At 72.5% G+C, this 14895-nt stretch carries 12 protein-coding genes; 6 read left to right on the top strand and 6 right to left on the bottom strand.

Annotated elements, in window-relative coordinates; translation table 11 throughout:
• The first annotated feature begins 55 nt into the window (after nt 1-55).
• The 5 genes from D7044_RS28075 (at nt 56) to D7044_RS28095 (ending at nt 7589) form a co-directional block, all read left to right on the top strand.
• Entirely contained in the window at nt 56-3235 is a 3180-nt protein-coding gene (locus D7044_RS28075) for an OmpL47-type beta-barrel domain-containing protein (protein ID WP_120690689.1), read from the top strand.
• A gap of 38 nt (nt 3236-3273) precedes the next feature.
• On the top strand, nt 3274-3906 hold the full coding sequence (locus tag D7044_RS28080; protein WP_120680764.1) for a hypothetical protein: 633 nt from the start codon (nt 3274-3276) through the stop codon (nt 3904-3906).
• Between the two features lie 64 nt (nt 3907-3970).
• Complete coding sequence (locus D7044_RS28085; RefSeq protein WP_120680766.1) at nt 3971-5020, top strand: WxL protein peptidoglycan domain-containing protein; 1050 nt, start codon at nt 3971-3973, stop codon at nt 5018-5020.
• Between the two features lie 162 nt (nt 5021-5182).
• Entirely contained in the window at nt 5183-5686 is a 504-nt protein-coding gene (locus D7044_RS28090; RefSeq protein ID WP_120680768.1) for a levansucrase, read from the top strand.
• Between the two features lie 163 nt (nt 5687-5849).
• A complete protein-coding gene (locus D7044_RS28095) occupies nt 5850-7589 on the top strand; it encodes an amidohydrolase (RefSeq protein ID WP_120680770.1) in 1740 nt (579 codons plus the stop codon).
• 21 nt (nt 7590-7610) lie between these two features.
• Here the strand turns inward: D7044_RS28095 and D7044_RS28100 are convergent, their stop codons facing one another.
• Nucleotides 7611-8738 (bottom strand): hypothetical protein, encoded by a 1128-nt coding sequence (locus D7044_RS28100; RefSeq protein WP_147434732.1) that lies wholly within the window; start codon nt 8736-8738, stop codon nt 7611-7613.
• Nucleotides 8739-8916: 178 nt separating this feature from the next.
• On the opposite strand from D7044_RS28100, the gene D7044_RS28105 reads away from it, so the two are divergent.
• On the top strand, nt 8917-9432 hold the full coding sequence (locus tag D7044_RS28105; protein ID WP_199716799.1) for a GNAT family N-acetyltransferase: 516 nt from the start codon (nt 8917-8919) through the stop codon (nt 9430-9432).
• A gap of 31 nt (nt 9433-9463) precedes the next feature.
• Here the strand turns inward: D7044_RS28105 and D7044_RS28110 are convergent, their stop codons facing one another.
• From D7044_RS28110 to D7044_RS28130, 5 genes are all read right to left on the bottom strand, one after another.
• Nucleotides 9464-10435, bottom strand: coding sequence for an NADP-dependent oxidoreductase (locus D7044_RS28110; protein WP_199716800.1), 972 nt, complete (start codon nt 10433-10435; stop codon nt 9464-9466).
• Nucleotides 10436-10615: 180 nt separating this feature from the next.
• Nucleotides 10616-11551: a PfkB family carbohydrate kinase gene (locus D7044_RS28115; RefSeq protein WP_233565150.1), complete on the bottom strand. Its 936-nt coding sequence runs from the start codon at nt 11549-11551 to the stop codon at nt 10616-10618.
• The gene (locus D7044_RS28120) at nt 11548-13071 is read right to left on the bottom strand and encodes a purine-cytosine permease family protein (RefSeq protein ID WP_120690691.1); all 1524 of its coding nucleotides are present in this window, start codon (nt 13069-13071) and stop codon (nt 11548-11550) included. The genes D7044_RS28115 and D7044_RS28120 overlap by 4 nt, the downstream gene beginning before the upstream one ends.
• Before the next feature lie 30 nt (nt 13072-13101).
• Nucleotides 13102-14121, bottom strand: coding sequence for an ADP-ribosylglycohydrolase family protein (locus D7044_RS28125; RefSeq protein ID WP_233565151.1), 1020 nt, complete (start codon nt 14119-14121; stop codon nt 13102-13104).
• The gene (locus D7044_RS28130; RefSeq protein ID WP_120680776.1) at nt 14118-14837 is read right to left on the bottom strand and encodes a GntR family transcriptional regulator; all 720 of its coding nucleotides are present in this window, start codon (nt 14835-14837) and stop codon (nt 14118-14120) included. The genes D7044_RS28125 and D7044_RS28130 overlap by 4 nt, the downstream gene beginning before the upstream one ends.
• Between the last annotated feature and the right edge of the window lie 58 nt (nt 14838-14895).

Consider the following 14895-nt stretch of genomic DNA (forward strand, 5'->3'; position numbering starts at 1 on the left):
TCACGGGTGGCGGCGCCGGGACGGCGCCGCCACCCTCAGGCTCGACAGTGAGGAGATCGACACCGTGAACACCACAGCGGTGCGCGGCGCCGCGCCACCAACCCCTCGGCGGTCGCGCCGGTTCGGCCGGGCGGTCGCCGTGGCGGCGGTCGCCGGGCTCGTCGCGGGCGGCCTGGTCGGGGTCGCCGCACCGGCCTACGCGGCCGACCCGTACACCTTCACCAACACCACCAATCCGATCCTCGGCGACGGCAGCTACTACTCGGCGGACCCCGCGCCGATCGTGGTGCCGGCCGGCGCCCCGGGCAACGACAGCGGCACGGATCAGCTCTACATCTACACCGGTCACGACGAGGCGGGACCGACCACCAACGACTTCATCATGAACGAGTGGGGGGCGTTCCAGACCGCCGACGTCGAGGCCGGCGAGTGGACCCACCACCCGTCGCTGATGCGCCCGGAGCAGGTCTTCGACTGGGCCACCCCGGGGCGCGCGTACGCCGGTCAGGTGGTCCGCGGCGTCGACGGGCGCTACTACTGGTACGTCCCGATCCACGAGCGGGACAGCCCGGCCTCGGACAAGTTCGCGATCGGCGTCGCCGTCTCGGAGAGCCCGACCGGCCCGTGGACCGACCACGCGGGCGGGCCGATCATCTCCCAGCGGGTGCCCACCCCGAACACCATCCACAACATCGACCCGACGATCCTCGTCGACGGCACCGCCCCGAACCAGCGGGTGTACCTCTGGTGGGGTTCGTTCAGCCAGCTGCGCATGATCGAGCTCCAGCAGGACATGAAGACCCCGGTCACCACCCCGCGCTCCGTCACCGGGCTGACCGGCTTCTTCGAGGCGGCCTGGGCCTTCAAGCGCAACGACACCTACTACCTGGCGTACGCCGGGAACAACGCCGGACCGACCTCGCAGTGCACCCCGGCGAACTACCACGCCTGCATCGCCTACGCGACGGCGTCGTCGCCGCTGGGGCCGTGGACCTACCGGGGGACCGTCCTGCGGCCGGTCTCCTCGACGACGAGCCACCCGGGCATCCTGGAGTTCAACGGCTCCTGGTACATCGCGTACCACACCGCGGACGCGGCGGGCGGCGGTCACTTCCGCCGGTCTGTGGCGATCGACCCGGTGGAGTGGGACGACACGCAGAACCCGCCGCGGATCAAGCCCGTCACCACCACACCGGTGCGGGGACCCGACCTCACGCCACGGCCGAACATCGCCCAGGCGGCGAAGGTCACCGTCTCCAACGAGCCGGTGCCCACGCAGTACTGGGTGAAGGCGCTCAACGACGAGATCGTCCGGCCGAACCCGCTGCCGCCGGACATGTGGGGGACCTGGACCGGCAACAACCCGCCCCAGCAGTGGGTGCAGTACACCTGGGACCAGCCGATGCGGATCGCCGGCTCGCAGATCGAGTTCTGGAACGACAGCCCGCAGGGCAGCGGCGTGGGCGTCGCGGCGCCCGCGAGCTGGCGGATCCAGTACTGGGACCTCGACGCGGGCCAGTGGGCCGACGTGCCGAACCCGAGCGGCTTCCCGACCGCCACCCGGGGCTTCCAGGACACCACCTTCGACCCGGTCACCACCACCCAGGTCCGCGCGGTCTTCGACGCCTCCACCAACGGCAGCACCTACTCCGCAGTGGCGGTGGAGGAGTGGAAGATCCTCGCCGCCCAGCCGGAGTCCGCCGTCACCGCGCCGGCGATCAAGGTGGAGGTGGGGGAGACCGAGCTACCCGACGGCATCCCGGTGACCTTCGGCGCCGAGACGCTGCGGGTACCGGTCCGCTGGGATCCGGTGCAGCCGGAGGACGTCGCCACGCCCCGCACGTTCACCGTCCAGGGCACCGTCCTCGGTTACGCCGCCGGGCGGGTCTCCGCGCAGGTCACCGTCATCTCACCGGACGACACCGACGGTGACGAGACCGCGCCGACGGTGACGCTCGCCCCGAGCGGGAGCGCCGGCAGCGCCGGCTGGTTCCGCTCTCCGGTCCGGGTACGGGTCGCCGGCGTCGACGACCGCGGTGGCCGGCTGAGCATCGAGACCCGGGTGGACGACGGCCAGCCGGTCGTCGCACGCGACGTGCGCTCCGTCGACGTGGACGTCACCGGCGACGGCCGGCACACGGTCACGGCGACCGCCACGGACCGCGCGGGCAACACCTCGCCCGCCGTGGACGTCGCCGTACGCATCGACGCCACGGCGCCGGTCAGCGCGGCCACCGTGCACAGCGACTCCCGGACGGTCACCATGACCGCGAGCGACGCGACCTCCGGGGTCGCCCGGATCGAGTACGCCATCGGCACCGGCGCGTGGACCGGCTACACCGCGCCGGTGGCGGCGCCGGACGCCAACCGGCACACCGTGTCGTTCCGTGCGCTCGACGCGGCCGGGAACCTGGAGACCGCCAAGACGGTCAGCATTCCGGCGGACCTCTCCGGCCCGCTCACCGGCAACATCGCGCCCATCGCGACGCCGACCGCCTCCTACACGGCGGGTTGGAACAGCGTCACCGCCCTCAACGACGGCGCCGATCCGGCGAACCCGAGCCAGGCGCAGATCTGGGGCACCTGGTCCGGCAACCGGCCGGCGACGCAGTGGGTCCAGTACGACTGGTCCCGACCGGTGCGGCTCACCGGCACCGAGCTGAAGTTCTGGCGGGACGTCGGCCAGGGCACCGGCGACGGCGTCGCCGAACCCGACGGATGGGTGCTGCAGTACTGGGACGAGGCCGACTCGGCCTGGCACGACGTCCCGAACCCGTCCCCGTACGGCACGAGCACCACCGCCTTCAACACCGTCACCTTCGACCCGGTCGTCACGCCGAGGGTGCGCGCCACGATCCGGGCCGACGGCAACGGCACCACCTACTCGGCGGTGGCGGTCACCGATTGGCGGGTCTTCGCCGACGATCCGGGTGTTCCGCCCGCGTTGCCGGTGACCGTGACGGCGCAGGCGCGGTGCGTCGCCGGCAAGGCGTACGTCGCGGTGCAGGCCCGCAACGACCACGACGCGCCCGTGGACCTCGCCCTGGAGACCGCGTATGGCGAGCGCACCTTCGCGGACGTGGCCGCGGGCGCGAACGCGTACCAGTCGTTCGCGGTGCGGGCGGCCACCGTGGCGGCGGGTTCGGCGACGGTCCGCGTCAGCGGGTCGATCGACGGCACCGACGTGACAACCGTACGCACCGCCGAGTACCCCGGCGTGGACTGCGCCGGCTGACCTCTCAAGCCCAGTAACGACAACGTATGGAGTGTCGAATGACCAGATGGAATCGGAAACGGTTGGTCGCGGCCGGTGCCGCGGGGGCGGTGCTGGCGGGGAGCGTGGCGCTGCAGACGCCGGTCCTCGCCGAGCCCGGCGACAGCGCCGACGTGCAGGTGACGGTCGACATCGAGGAGATCGAGGAGCCGGGCGTGCTCGCGCTCTCGGTCGCCGGTGACTCGGTGGCGCTCGCGGAGGACGGTTCGACCCTGACGGTGCGTCAGTTCGTCGGTGAGCTGCCGACGGTGACGGTCACGGACACCCGTACCCCCGACGAGGTGCCCGAGAACGCGGCGTGGGCGGTGCTCGGTAGCGCCACCGACTTCGTCGGCGGCGCCGGTCAGGCGCCGATCAGCGCCGGACATCTGGGCTGGAAGCCGCAGCTGATCGACGGCGGCGACACCGGCCTGGTCACCGAGGGCGAGGAGGTCGTGACCGTCCTCGACGAGCCGACCCAGCCCGGGAACAACGTGGGCCTCGTCGACCAGGAGCTGCTGGTGTCGACGTTCGACTCCGGCGCCGTGGCCGGTGACGCGTACACGGTGAACGCCGATCTGTTCCTGCGTACTCCGGCGGATGTCGCGGCCGGGTCGTACACCTCGACGTTGACCTTGTCCCTCTTCGAGTAGAAGCATGGTGGGGGCCGTGCGGCAGCGGCCCCCACCGCCACCCCCGCTGCCCGGAGGACTCGTCATGACCCGAACCACGCCAGGGATGCTGCCGCGGTTGCTCGCCGTGCTGGCCGCGCTGCTGGTCACCGTGCCGATCGCGCCCTCCGCCGCGCTGGCGCAGCCGGCGAACCCCACCCTGACCTGGGCGGTGCAGCCGGCCAACGCGAGCGGGCCGGACGGCCGCCGCTGGGTCGAGGTCGCCCTCGACCCCGGGCAGGTGGTGACCGAGCACCTGGCGGTGCGCAACTTCAGTGACGGTGCGGTGGTCTTCGCGTTGAAGGCGGCCGACGGATACCTCACCGACAAGGGTCGGTTCAACATGCTGCCGTCCAACCAGGAGTCGGTGGACGGCGGCACCTGGATCGACGTGCAGGAGAAGGTCACCGTCGGGCCGAAGCAGACGAAGGTGGTGCCCTTCACCATCACCGTGCCGCGCGACGCCAGCCCGGGGGACCACCCGGCCGGCATTGCGGCCACGGTCACCAGCAGCGGAGGCACTGTCGCCGTCGAGAGCCGGGTCGGCTTCCGGGTCATGATGCGCGCCACCGGCACGGTCGTGGCGGCCCTGGCGATCGGCGACCTCACCACCCGGTACGAACGTTCGTGGAACCCGTTCTCGGCCGGCACCGTCCACGTCACGTACACCGCGACGAACGGCGGCAACGTCGCGGTGACCGGCGGCGGCCGGGTCACCGCCGCCGAACTGTTCGGCCTCGCCGAACCGAACGCGCGCACCGACGTCGCGGAGCTGCTGCCCGGCGGCAGCAGGAGCACCGAGGCCCGGGTCGGCGGGGTGTGGGGGCTGGGACCGGTCCGGACGACCGTGGAGGTGACCCCCGCCCTGCTCGCCGGCGATCCGACCGGCGCCGAGGTCCGCCGTGGCTCGGCGACCGCGACGGTCTGGGTCCTGCCCTGGCCGCAGCTGGCCCTCGTGGCGGTCCTGGTCGGGCTCGTCCTCGCCTACCGCGTCATCGTCCGGCGACGCCGGCGGCGGCTGGCGCAGCTCCTCGCCCGGGCCCGGGACGAGGGCCGGGCCGAGGCCCGGGGGTCCGTGCTGACCGGCGGCTCATGACGACGACCCGCTCGCTTCGGTCCGGTTGTCCGGCGAGGAGGTTGTGGACAGCGGTCGGCGTCTCGCACCTGCCCGCGGAGACACCGCCCCCTGCCAAGCCTGGCGATGGTGTTGAATCAACGGCCAGGCGGCCAGGCGGCCGGGCGAAGGGTCTGAGGCGAGATGGACACCACCGTGACGGAGAGCGTGCGGGCGTATATCGACACGACCGGGCAGCGATTGCGGGCGGACGGGTGCGAGGTGAAGACCGAGGACTGGGCCGGCCTGCCGGTGCTCGTCGGTTACCGTGCCGACTTCAAACTGCGATGGATGGCCACCAAGCTGCACCTGTTCACCATCGTCGCGCCGGCCACCTCGATCACGGAGAGCGCCATGCAGGCGTTCACCACCTCGGCCTTCGACTACGTGCTGGCACGCAAGGGGCAGCTGCGCGGCCTGCAGAGCGGAGTCGCGGTGTTCCCCGCGTTGGTGGGCACCCAGATCGAGCCACGGGCACTGGCCTGGGCCCAGCAGAAGCAGCAGGTCCGTTTCGCGGCGCTGGCGCGTCCGGTGGTGGTGGACGCGAGCACGGGCGCCGCCGGCGCGTTCCGCAGCACCACAACCCTCGGATTCGTCTACTCGGCTCACCTGCGCCGAAAGCTGGATTGCTACTTCCCGGCCGCATGACGGCTTCCGTGGTCACCCCGTGAACCGATCTTGACCATCGATCTTCGTCGCTGATAGCGTCGGCGAGGAAGGAAGCCGTCGATGGGACGGACCTCTGCCGGGCCCACGCCGCCCGCCCGTCGCCTGGACGACTCACGCCGCTCGAATTCGCCGAGGAGTCTCCGTGTGTGAGGCCTGCGCCACCCCACCCCCCACCCCCACCCTCACCCGTGCCCAACTCCTGAGACTGCTCGGCGTCGGTGTCGGCGCCGCCGTGCTCCCGGCATTGCCCGGCGGCGCGGCCCAGGCGGCCACGACGCACGGCACGGGACGCGGGCCGGTGCTGGTGGAGAACGTCCGGGGCTACACCCTCACCCGCAAGGGGCGGCTGCGGGAGTTCTCCAGCATCCTGATCTCCGCGAACGGGAAGGTCGCCGGGCTCGACGCCCACGCCGGTCGGGGCGTACGCCGCGTCAACGGCAGGGGCCGCGTGCTGCTGCCCGGGATGCACGACGCGCACGGCCACCTCTGGAGCTACGGTGCCCTCGCCTCCGAGCTGGACCTCAGCGGCACCCGGACCCTCGCGGAGGCGCAGCAGGCCCTCGCCGCGTACGCGGCCGCCAACCCGGACCTGACCTGGGTCACGGGACGGGGCTGGAACCAGGTGATCTGGGGGCTGGGGCGGTTCCCGACCGCCGCCGACCTCGACGTGGTCGTCAGCGACCGGCCGGTGTGGCTGACCCGGGTCGACGGCCACGCGGGCGTCGCGAACAGCGTGGCGCTGGCTCTCGCCGGCGTCACCCGGGACACCCCCGATCCCGCGGGCGGCCAGATCATCCGCGACGCGGACGGCAACCCGACCGGAACGCTCGTCGACAACGCGATGGGGCTCGTCTCCTCGAAGCTTCCCGCTCCGACCATCGAGGACGTTCGACAGCGGGCCCTCATCGCGCAGCAGAAGCTCAACGCCGTCGGCATCACCTCCGTCTCCGACGCCGGCACGGACGCCGCCGGCTACCTCGTGCTGCGGGAACTGGCCCAGGCCGGCACCCTCACCATGCGGGTGAACGCGTTCCTGACCTGGGACGCGTTCAGCGAGGTCGGCGCCGACGTCCGTACCGACTCGTTCGCGGCCGACATGCTCCGCGTCCGCACCGTGAAGCTCTACGTCGACGGGGCGTTGGGCAGTCGGGGCGCCGCCCTGCTCCAGCCCTACAGCGACGACCCCGCCAACACCGGCCTGCTGCGCATCGAGCCGGAGGAGCTGGACCGGCGGGTGCTGGCGATCCTCCGCCAGGGCTACCAGGCCGCGGTTCACGCCATCGGCGACCGGGGCAACCGGCTCGTCCTCGACGCGTACGACAAGGCGTTCCGCAAGGTCGGCGACCGGGGCCTGCGGCACCGGATCGAACACGCCCAGGTCGTCGCGCTCGACGACATCCGGCGGTTCAAGAAGCTGGACCTCATCGCGTCGATGCAGCCGGTGCACGCGACCGACGACATGAACATGGCCGAGGACCGGGTGGGCCCGGAGCGCATCAAGGGCGCGTACGCGTGGCGCAAGCTGCTCGACCAGGGCACCGTCATCGCCTCCGGCTCGGACTTCCCGGTCTCCTCCGCGCTGCCCTTCGAGGGTATGCACGCCGCCGTGACCCGCACCGACCGGGAGGGCCGACCGGCCGGCGGATGGTACTCCGAGGAGGCCATGACGCCGGTCGAGGCGCTGCGGTCGTTCACCCTCGACGCCGCGTACGCGGCCCACCAGGAGCGGGTGATCGGCAGCCTCGAGCCGGGCAAGTGGGCCGATTTCGTGCTCACCGACCTGGACCCGTTCTGCCTGCCGGCCAATCGGGCGATGTGGCAGACCGGCATCCTGCGGACCTGGGTCGGTGGCCGGCAGGTCGGCGAGTACGGCGACCTCTGATCCGGCCCCGGCGAACTCCCCTCAGGTGACCTTCACGGTGAAGGCACCGAGCTGGTTCCCGCGCTGCGCGTTGTGCGGCAGGTAGAGCTTCCAGGTGACGGTGAGCTCCCGCCCCGGGAACATCGAGGCGGGCACCTCCGTCGTCATCTCGAAGACGGAGGTGCCGCCGGCCGGGATCTGCGGGAGCGGACGACAGTTCAGCCGGTACAGCTGTAACGTGTTGACCGGCTCGTTCGTTGCGTCGCCGAGGGAGAAGCGCTCCATGGAATAGCCCGGGCAGGGGTCCAGCGCGAGCGGGCGGCCGGTCGGGTTGCCGAGCGTCACGCGGAAGGTGAGCCGTGACCCGGCCGCGGCGGCTGTAGGCCCGGCGACCGCGACGGTGAGCTGCTCGAGCGGCGAGGACGGGGGTGTCGATACCGCGACCGGCTCGGTGAACCCGCTCGCCGACAGCGCCGCACGGGCGTTCGGGTTGACTCCTTCGCCCTGCTGGCAGCCGGGCCGGCCGTCCGCGCTGATCGGTGCGAGCAGCGTCCCGCCGTCGTTCGGCAGCTCGATCGCCAGCTCCAGCGGGCCGTCGGTCGGCTGGCAGAACGGCCCGGACCAGTCCAGGCGCAGGCTGGCGTGGCCACCGGCGGGCACGGCGACCACCCGGGTGCGGCCCTCTTCGTTGATGCCGTGCGTGTACAGCATGGGAACCCTGCTGCCACCGGCGAGCAGGGTGGTGGGCACCTCGCCCTGCAGCGTGCACTCCACCTTCGACGCGTTCCGGACGTCCACCTCACCGATGAGGTTGCCGATCCTGGCGTCCCTGCCGTGCGGGGTCTCACCGCCGTTGCCGGGGCGCACCCAGTCGGTGAGCCGGCCGGACAGCTGCTCCGCCCGGCACGGCCTGCTCCCGGCTGCCGGAGACCGTGGCGCGGCCGGTCGCCCGTTGAGGTCCTCGGCGGTGATCTTCAGGTCGGCCCAGGGGACAGTGCCGTCGGCGAGCAGCGAGGCGGGCGCCTCTGCCGGATCGGAGCAGCCCGCCGCGAGGGCGAGCACGATCAGCAGCAGCGACAGCCGACGGACGCCACCGCACGCACCCGACGGGGCAGGACCGCGCCTGAGCAGCGGCGCCGAACGGCCGGCTTCCGGATGCCAAGATCTCATCGACATACAATTGCAGCAACACGCGGTCCCTGTTGCCCCTTGGAACCGGACACCCTGGTTCCGGCGGCGATTTGATCCATCTGCCCGGGGCAGCTCGTCGGTTCGCTCAGGGCATCGGTCGGCTCTGGCGTCCGGCCCGCGCGCTTCTCGTGGGGTCGCCCGCAGTAGCGTCTACGCCATGTCTGACCTGATCACGGTCCACCCGGCGGAGCCCGGGGACGGTGACATCCTCGGCGAGATCCACGCCCTCTCCTGGGGCGTCTCGCACGGCCCGTTCTGCACGCCAAAGGTCGCCGCGGCCGGGGTCGAGGAGCGGCGTACCAAGTGGCACGGGATTCTGGCCGAGGGCGGGGACCCGATCCTGCTGGCGCGCCTGAACGAGCGGCCGGGGGCCTTCGCCCGGTTCGGTGCCTCCACCTTCCGTCCCGGCCTCGCGGAGATCCATACCTTCTTCGCCCACCCGGACGTCTGGGGCAGCGGCATCGCGAAGGTCCTGTTGACGGCCGTCCTGGACCGGGCGCGCGACGCCGGGTACGACGACGTGCATCTGTGGACGCTGCGGGACTCCGCGCAGGCGCGTCGCTTCTACGCCAAGAACGGCTTCGTCGAGACCGGCAGGACCCACGACCACGACTTCGGCGAGGGCCCTCCGCTGGCCCTGGTCGAGCTGGAGCGAGCCCTGCCCCGCCGTTGACCCGCTCGATCGAAGACGGTCTCACCAGCGCTTAGCGCACGGTGAGCAGCAGCTTCCCCGGGTAGGAGGTCTGCAGCCGCCGGTGGGCTTCGGCGGCCCGTCCCAGCGGGAACTTCTCGGCGACGTGCACCTGGAACGGCCCCGCCTCGATCAGCTCGTTGAGCCGCCGCAACTGCCCGGGGTTGCTCTCCCCGTCGTACGCCTGGGTCGTCATGCCGGGTCGCTCGCTCGGCTGCGGCTGTACACCGTTGGGGTACGCGAGCGTGCCACCGTCGCGTACCGCCTCGGCGAGCCGGTCCAACGTCGCGCCGCCCGCCATCGCCAGCAGCCCGTCGACCCCGTTCGGCGTCACCTCGCGGATCCGTGCGAGCACGTCGTCGAGGTCGCCGTGGCCGTCGAGGGAAACGTCGGCGCCGAGCCGGGTCACCAGCGCCACGCCTTCGCGGCCGGAGGCCACGGCGATCACGTTGAGGTTCTGCCGCTTCGCCAACTGCACGGCCAGGTGTCCCTGACCGCCGCTCGCGCCGAAGATCAGCAGCCACGCCCCGGCCGGCAGGGCGAGCGCATCCAACCCCGACAACGCGGTCAACGCGTCGGTGGGCATCGCCCCCGCGTGCTCCACCGGCACGCCCGCCGGCAGCTTCGCGACGTACTGCGCGTTGGTCGCCGCGTACTCGGCGTAGAAGCCGCCCTTCGGCACCATGGAGTCGGAGACGTAGACCACGTCGCCCACGGTCAGACCGGTCACCTTCCCGCCCACCGCGGCGACCGTTCCCGCGGCGTCGGTGCCGGGCACGAGCGGAAAGGACGCGCCCTCGGGCACCAGCATGCCTTGACGGCGCAGGGCGTCCCATACCCCGACGCCGGCGGTCCAGACCTTGAGCAGGATCTCGTCGTCGGCGATCTGCGGCACCGGCAGCATGCGCGGCGTGATCACCTCTGGGCCACCGAACTCGTCGAGGGCCGCGACCTGCATCCGCTCGGGCACGTCGCCGTCTGCCATCTGGACTTCCTCTCCGCCCTGCTCTCCGCGGCCGCGCGATCAGGCAGCCGTTGCGAGGCCGAGCGCACAGCGGTCGCCGTCAACCGGTGGTGAGCACGGCCGCGCCGCCCCGAACCGCGCCGGCATCGTCGATCGCAGCATGCCGTACGCCCACCCCGGACGGCCCCCACCGGGCGTCGTTCACCCGGTCGGGCTACCGAGCAGCTCGTCGACCTCGCCGGCGGTGGGGGCCGTCGCGGGCCCCTGCCGGGTGACGGCCAGCGCCGCGGCGGCGTTGGCGCGACGGACGGCCTGGACCGGGTCGAGACCGCTGACGAGGGCCGCGATGAAGGCGCCCAGGTGGGCATCCCCGGCGCCGTTGGTGTCCACGGCGGTCACCGGGAAGGCGGGCACGGGTACGGTCCGGCCGGCGGTGGCGACCACGGCGCCCTCCGGTCCGGTGCGGACCACCACCCCGGCCCGCCCGGTGCGGGCCACCAGGGCGGCGGCGGCCGACTCCGGATCGGCCTGCTCGGTGAGGATCCGCGCCTCCCGCTCGTTGCAGCTCCACCAGTCGGCACGTTCCAAGGCGGCCGAGAGGACCGGCCCGGGGATCTCGGCGACCAGCGGACCGGGGTCGACGACGACGGTGACCTCCGGGGCGAGCGTCGGCAGCCAGGCCGCCAGCGCCGCCCCGTTGGACGGGTAGGCCAGGCTGTATCCGGAGACGTAGACGACGTCGCCGGGTCGCAGGTCGACCCGCGCCAGGTCCGCCGCGCCGAGCCGCGCCTCCGCGCCGACGCTGGTGGCGAACGTACGCTCCCCGGTCGGGTCGATCAGCGCGACGCTGAACCCGGTGTCGACGTCCGGGAGCGCCGGCTGCACGACCTCGATGCCGGCCTGGGCCAGCTGCTCGCGGGCCAGGTCCCCGAAGGGGCCGGTGCCGTGCAACCCGGCGTACGCCACGGGCAACCCCTGACGCGCCGCGCTCACCATGACGTTCAGCCCGCCCCCGGCGGTGATCCGGCTGCCCGAGGCGAGGACGTCCCCACCGACCTCGGGCAGCCGCGGCAGGTACATCACCACGTCGACGACGACGTTGCCGGTGTGCACCAGCCGGGGCGATTCGCCGCTCACCGCTCGGCCCCCGCGGTCCGCTCGCCGGTCGCCTGCTCGGCGACGGCCTGTCCGACCTGACCGGTCGGGCTGCCGCGCCGGGCGCTCCTGGCGCCCAGCAGCAGATACATGGCGCCGGCGACGACGAAGGCCGCGACCCAGCCGAGGCCGTTCGTGCCGAGCCAGGAGTCCGCGAGCGGACCGCTGAACCAGACGTCGTCGGCCGAGGTCGAGGCCGTGAGGAAGAGCAGCCCGACGACGGTGCCGGCGAGCCACGGCAGCACCGCCGACCAGCGGAACCCGCCGTGGTACCAGTAGCTGCTCGTGCGGGTGGTGTCCATCAGGCCGCGCGGGTCGTACTCCCGCCGGAACAGCATGTCGCCCAGGAAGACCGCCACCCAGGCGGTGATCGGTACGGCGAGCAGCGAGATGAAGGTGATGAACGGGCCGTAGAAGTTCCCGGCGATCAGCATGAAGTAGACGCCACCGGCCAGGGTGAGCACGATGTCCAGGCCGACGGCCACCACCCGGCGGGTCCGGACCCCCAAGGTGATCATCGTGAGTCCGGCGGAGTAGACCGAGAGGTTGTTGGAGAGCAGCAGTCCACCGAACGCGGCGAGCAGGTACGGCACCGCCATCCAGGACGGGAGCATCACCTGGATCGCCGATACGGGGTCGCTGGCGGAGGCGAGGCTGCCGTCGCCGGCCGAGAGCAGGCCACCCAACCCGATGAGCAGGAAGAGCGGGATTCCGGCACCGGCCGAGGCCGCGGCGACGATCCGCCCACCCCGCACGTTCCGGTGCTGGTAGCGGGCCATGTCCGCGCCTGCGTTCGCCCACCCGATGCCGGTGCCGGCGGCGATCACACCGACGCCGGCGATGACGACGCTCAGCGGGGCGGCCGGGGCGTCGAGGACGGCGTCCCAGTCGACCCGGGCGATCAGGAACGCGGCGACGATGATGTTCAGCGCACCGAAGACGTACGTCGCCCACTGCTGGATCCAGACGAGCGTGGCGTGTCCCAGGCCCGAGACGACCAGGGTGAGCGCCACGAAAACCAGCAGGCTGATCACGGTCAGCACGGGGCTCGCGGTGAGCCCGAACGCGATGTCCAGCAGGGCGAGCAGCGCGTACGCGGCGGTCGTGGTGTTGACCGTCTCCCAGCCGACCCGGGACAGCCAGGAGATCACCGTGGGCCCGTGGTTGCCGCGCGGCCCGAAGATCGCGCGGGACAAGGTCATGCTGGGCGCGCCGCCCCACTTGCCGGCCAGGCTGATCAGGCCGACGAGGGCGAAGGAGCCGAACGAGCCGACCGCGGCCACCAGCAGCGCCTGCCAGATGTTCATGCCGCGCAGCGCGACCAGGGTGGCGCCGAGGGGCAGCCCCAGGATGGAGATGTTGGCCGCGAACCAGACCCAGAAGAGCTGGCCCGGGCCGCCCGTGCGCTCGGCGGGGGGCACCGGCTCGATGCCTCTGGTCTCGATGGTGCCGACCCGGTTGGTGTCGGCCGGGATCGTGCCGGCCAGTTCAGTCGTGGACATCGTCGTCCTGCCTTCTTGTGCGTACCGGCGTCAGCTGCGCTGACGAAGGGTGAGTAGGCGTGTCGCCAGTTCTGCCAAGGGAAGGTCGTTGACTTTCTCGATCGTTTCCCGCGCGCTGCTCGGGAAGGAGTCGACGCCGTGGCCGGCGCCGGCGATGGCGCCGACCATGGCGGCGATCGTGTCGGTGTCGCCGCCGAGGCCCGCCGCGAACAAGCACGCCTGCCAGGGGTCGTCGGGGTGGACGGCGAGCACCGCGAAGGCCGCCGGGACCGATTCCTGGGTCGCCACGCTCGTTCCGACGAGGCGATAGATCAGGTCGGCGGCCTGCTCCGGCGTCCGCCCGGCGACCAGTTCGGTGGCCCAGCCGATCCGGGTGGCGATGTCTCCCGCCGCGATCCAGTGGCCCCGCCCGGCGGCGAGCCGCGCCGCCCGTACGGCGGTGCCGGTCGCGGTCGCGGTGTCCGCGCCGTCCAGGCCGGCGCTGACCGCGGCCGCGACGGCGGCGGCGCCGGCCAGGGCGACGCCGGTGTTGTGGGTGACCCAGCTCGCCTCGACGACCCGATCGACGAGCCGGTCCAGGTCGGTCGCGGGTACGGCGATCCCCACCGGGGCGATCCGCATCGCCGCCCCGTTGGTCGTGCCGAACCGGCCGGCCTCCTCGAGCGGACGGCCGGCGGCCACGGCGGCGACGGCGGCCCGGGTCGACGGGCCGAGCAGGTCCAGCGAGCCGCGTCGGCGCATGTCGTCCTCCCAGGCGAGCAGCGCCCGGGCGAGCCGGTGCCCGTCGACGTGCCCTTGGCCCTCGACGAGCAGCTGCCCGAGCAGCAGGGCCTGTTCGGTGTCGTCGGTCACCGACCCGGCCGGCATTCCGGGCGCGATCGGCTGGTCCGGGGGGCCCGGTTCGAAACCGGCCAACCGGGGGTGGCGGGCGACGATCCGTTCCCGGGGCATCGACTGGGTCGGCATGCCGAGCGCGTCGCCGACGGCGAGCCCGGTCAGGGCGCCGACCGCGCGCGACTCGATCGTCAGGTGCGGATTCGGAGCGCTCATTCCGACGCCTCCCCGAAGCGAAGGTGCAGCCGGAACCGGTCCGGCTTCAACAGGCTCTCCACGTACTCGACGAATTCGCCGCGCGCGTCCAGGCTCAGCCGCTGGGTACGCAGGAAGAGATCACCGTCGGCGCAGCCGAGCAGCTGCGCGTCGGACTCCGCCACCGGGGACAGGTCCACCCACTCCTCGCCCTGCGCTGGCGCGAGACCGGCCGAGCGCAGCGCCGCGTACAGGGAGCCGGCGAGACCCTGCTCGGGCAGGTCGCGCAGCGGACCGACGGCCGGAATCCGGCTCCGCTCGATCGAGATCGCCGGGCCGCCGTCGAGCGACCGGAGCCGGTCGATCGCGACGAATTCGGCCGAGGGCAGCCCGAACCGCTCCACCAGCTCGGGCTCGTGGACCAGCTCGAGGCGGAGCGTGCGTACGGTTGTCGGGACGCCCTGCTCGGCCAGGGCCCGTGACCAGCCGAGCCGGTCGTCGATGGCCCGGCCGTCGAAGGTCACGAACGAGCCCTTACCGGAGCGGGTCTGGATCAGCCCCTGCCGGGTGAGGTCGATCAGGGCCTGGCGGACAGTGTTGCGGCTCACATCGAACCGGGTCGCGAGCGCATGTTCCCCGGGCAGCTGGCTGCCCGGGGCCAGCCGGCCGCCGCGGATCTCCCGGGCGAGCTGCTCGGCGACCCGCTCGTGCTTCAACTTGAGCACCTGTCCAAACATGTCCAGTAGGGTAGCTCTGGCCTGGGCGATCGACAACGCCGAAGATCAAGCTCTACCG

It is taken from the genome of Micromonospora musae, from assembly GCF_003626635.1.
Lineage (GTDB): Bacteria > Actinomycetota > Actinomycetes > Mycobacteriales > Micromonosporaceae > Micromonospora > Micromonospora musae.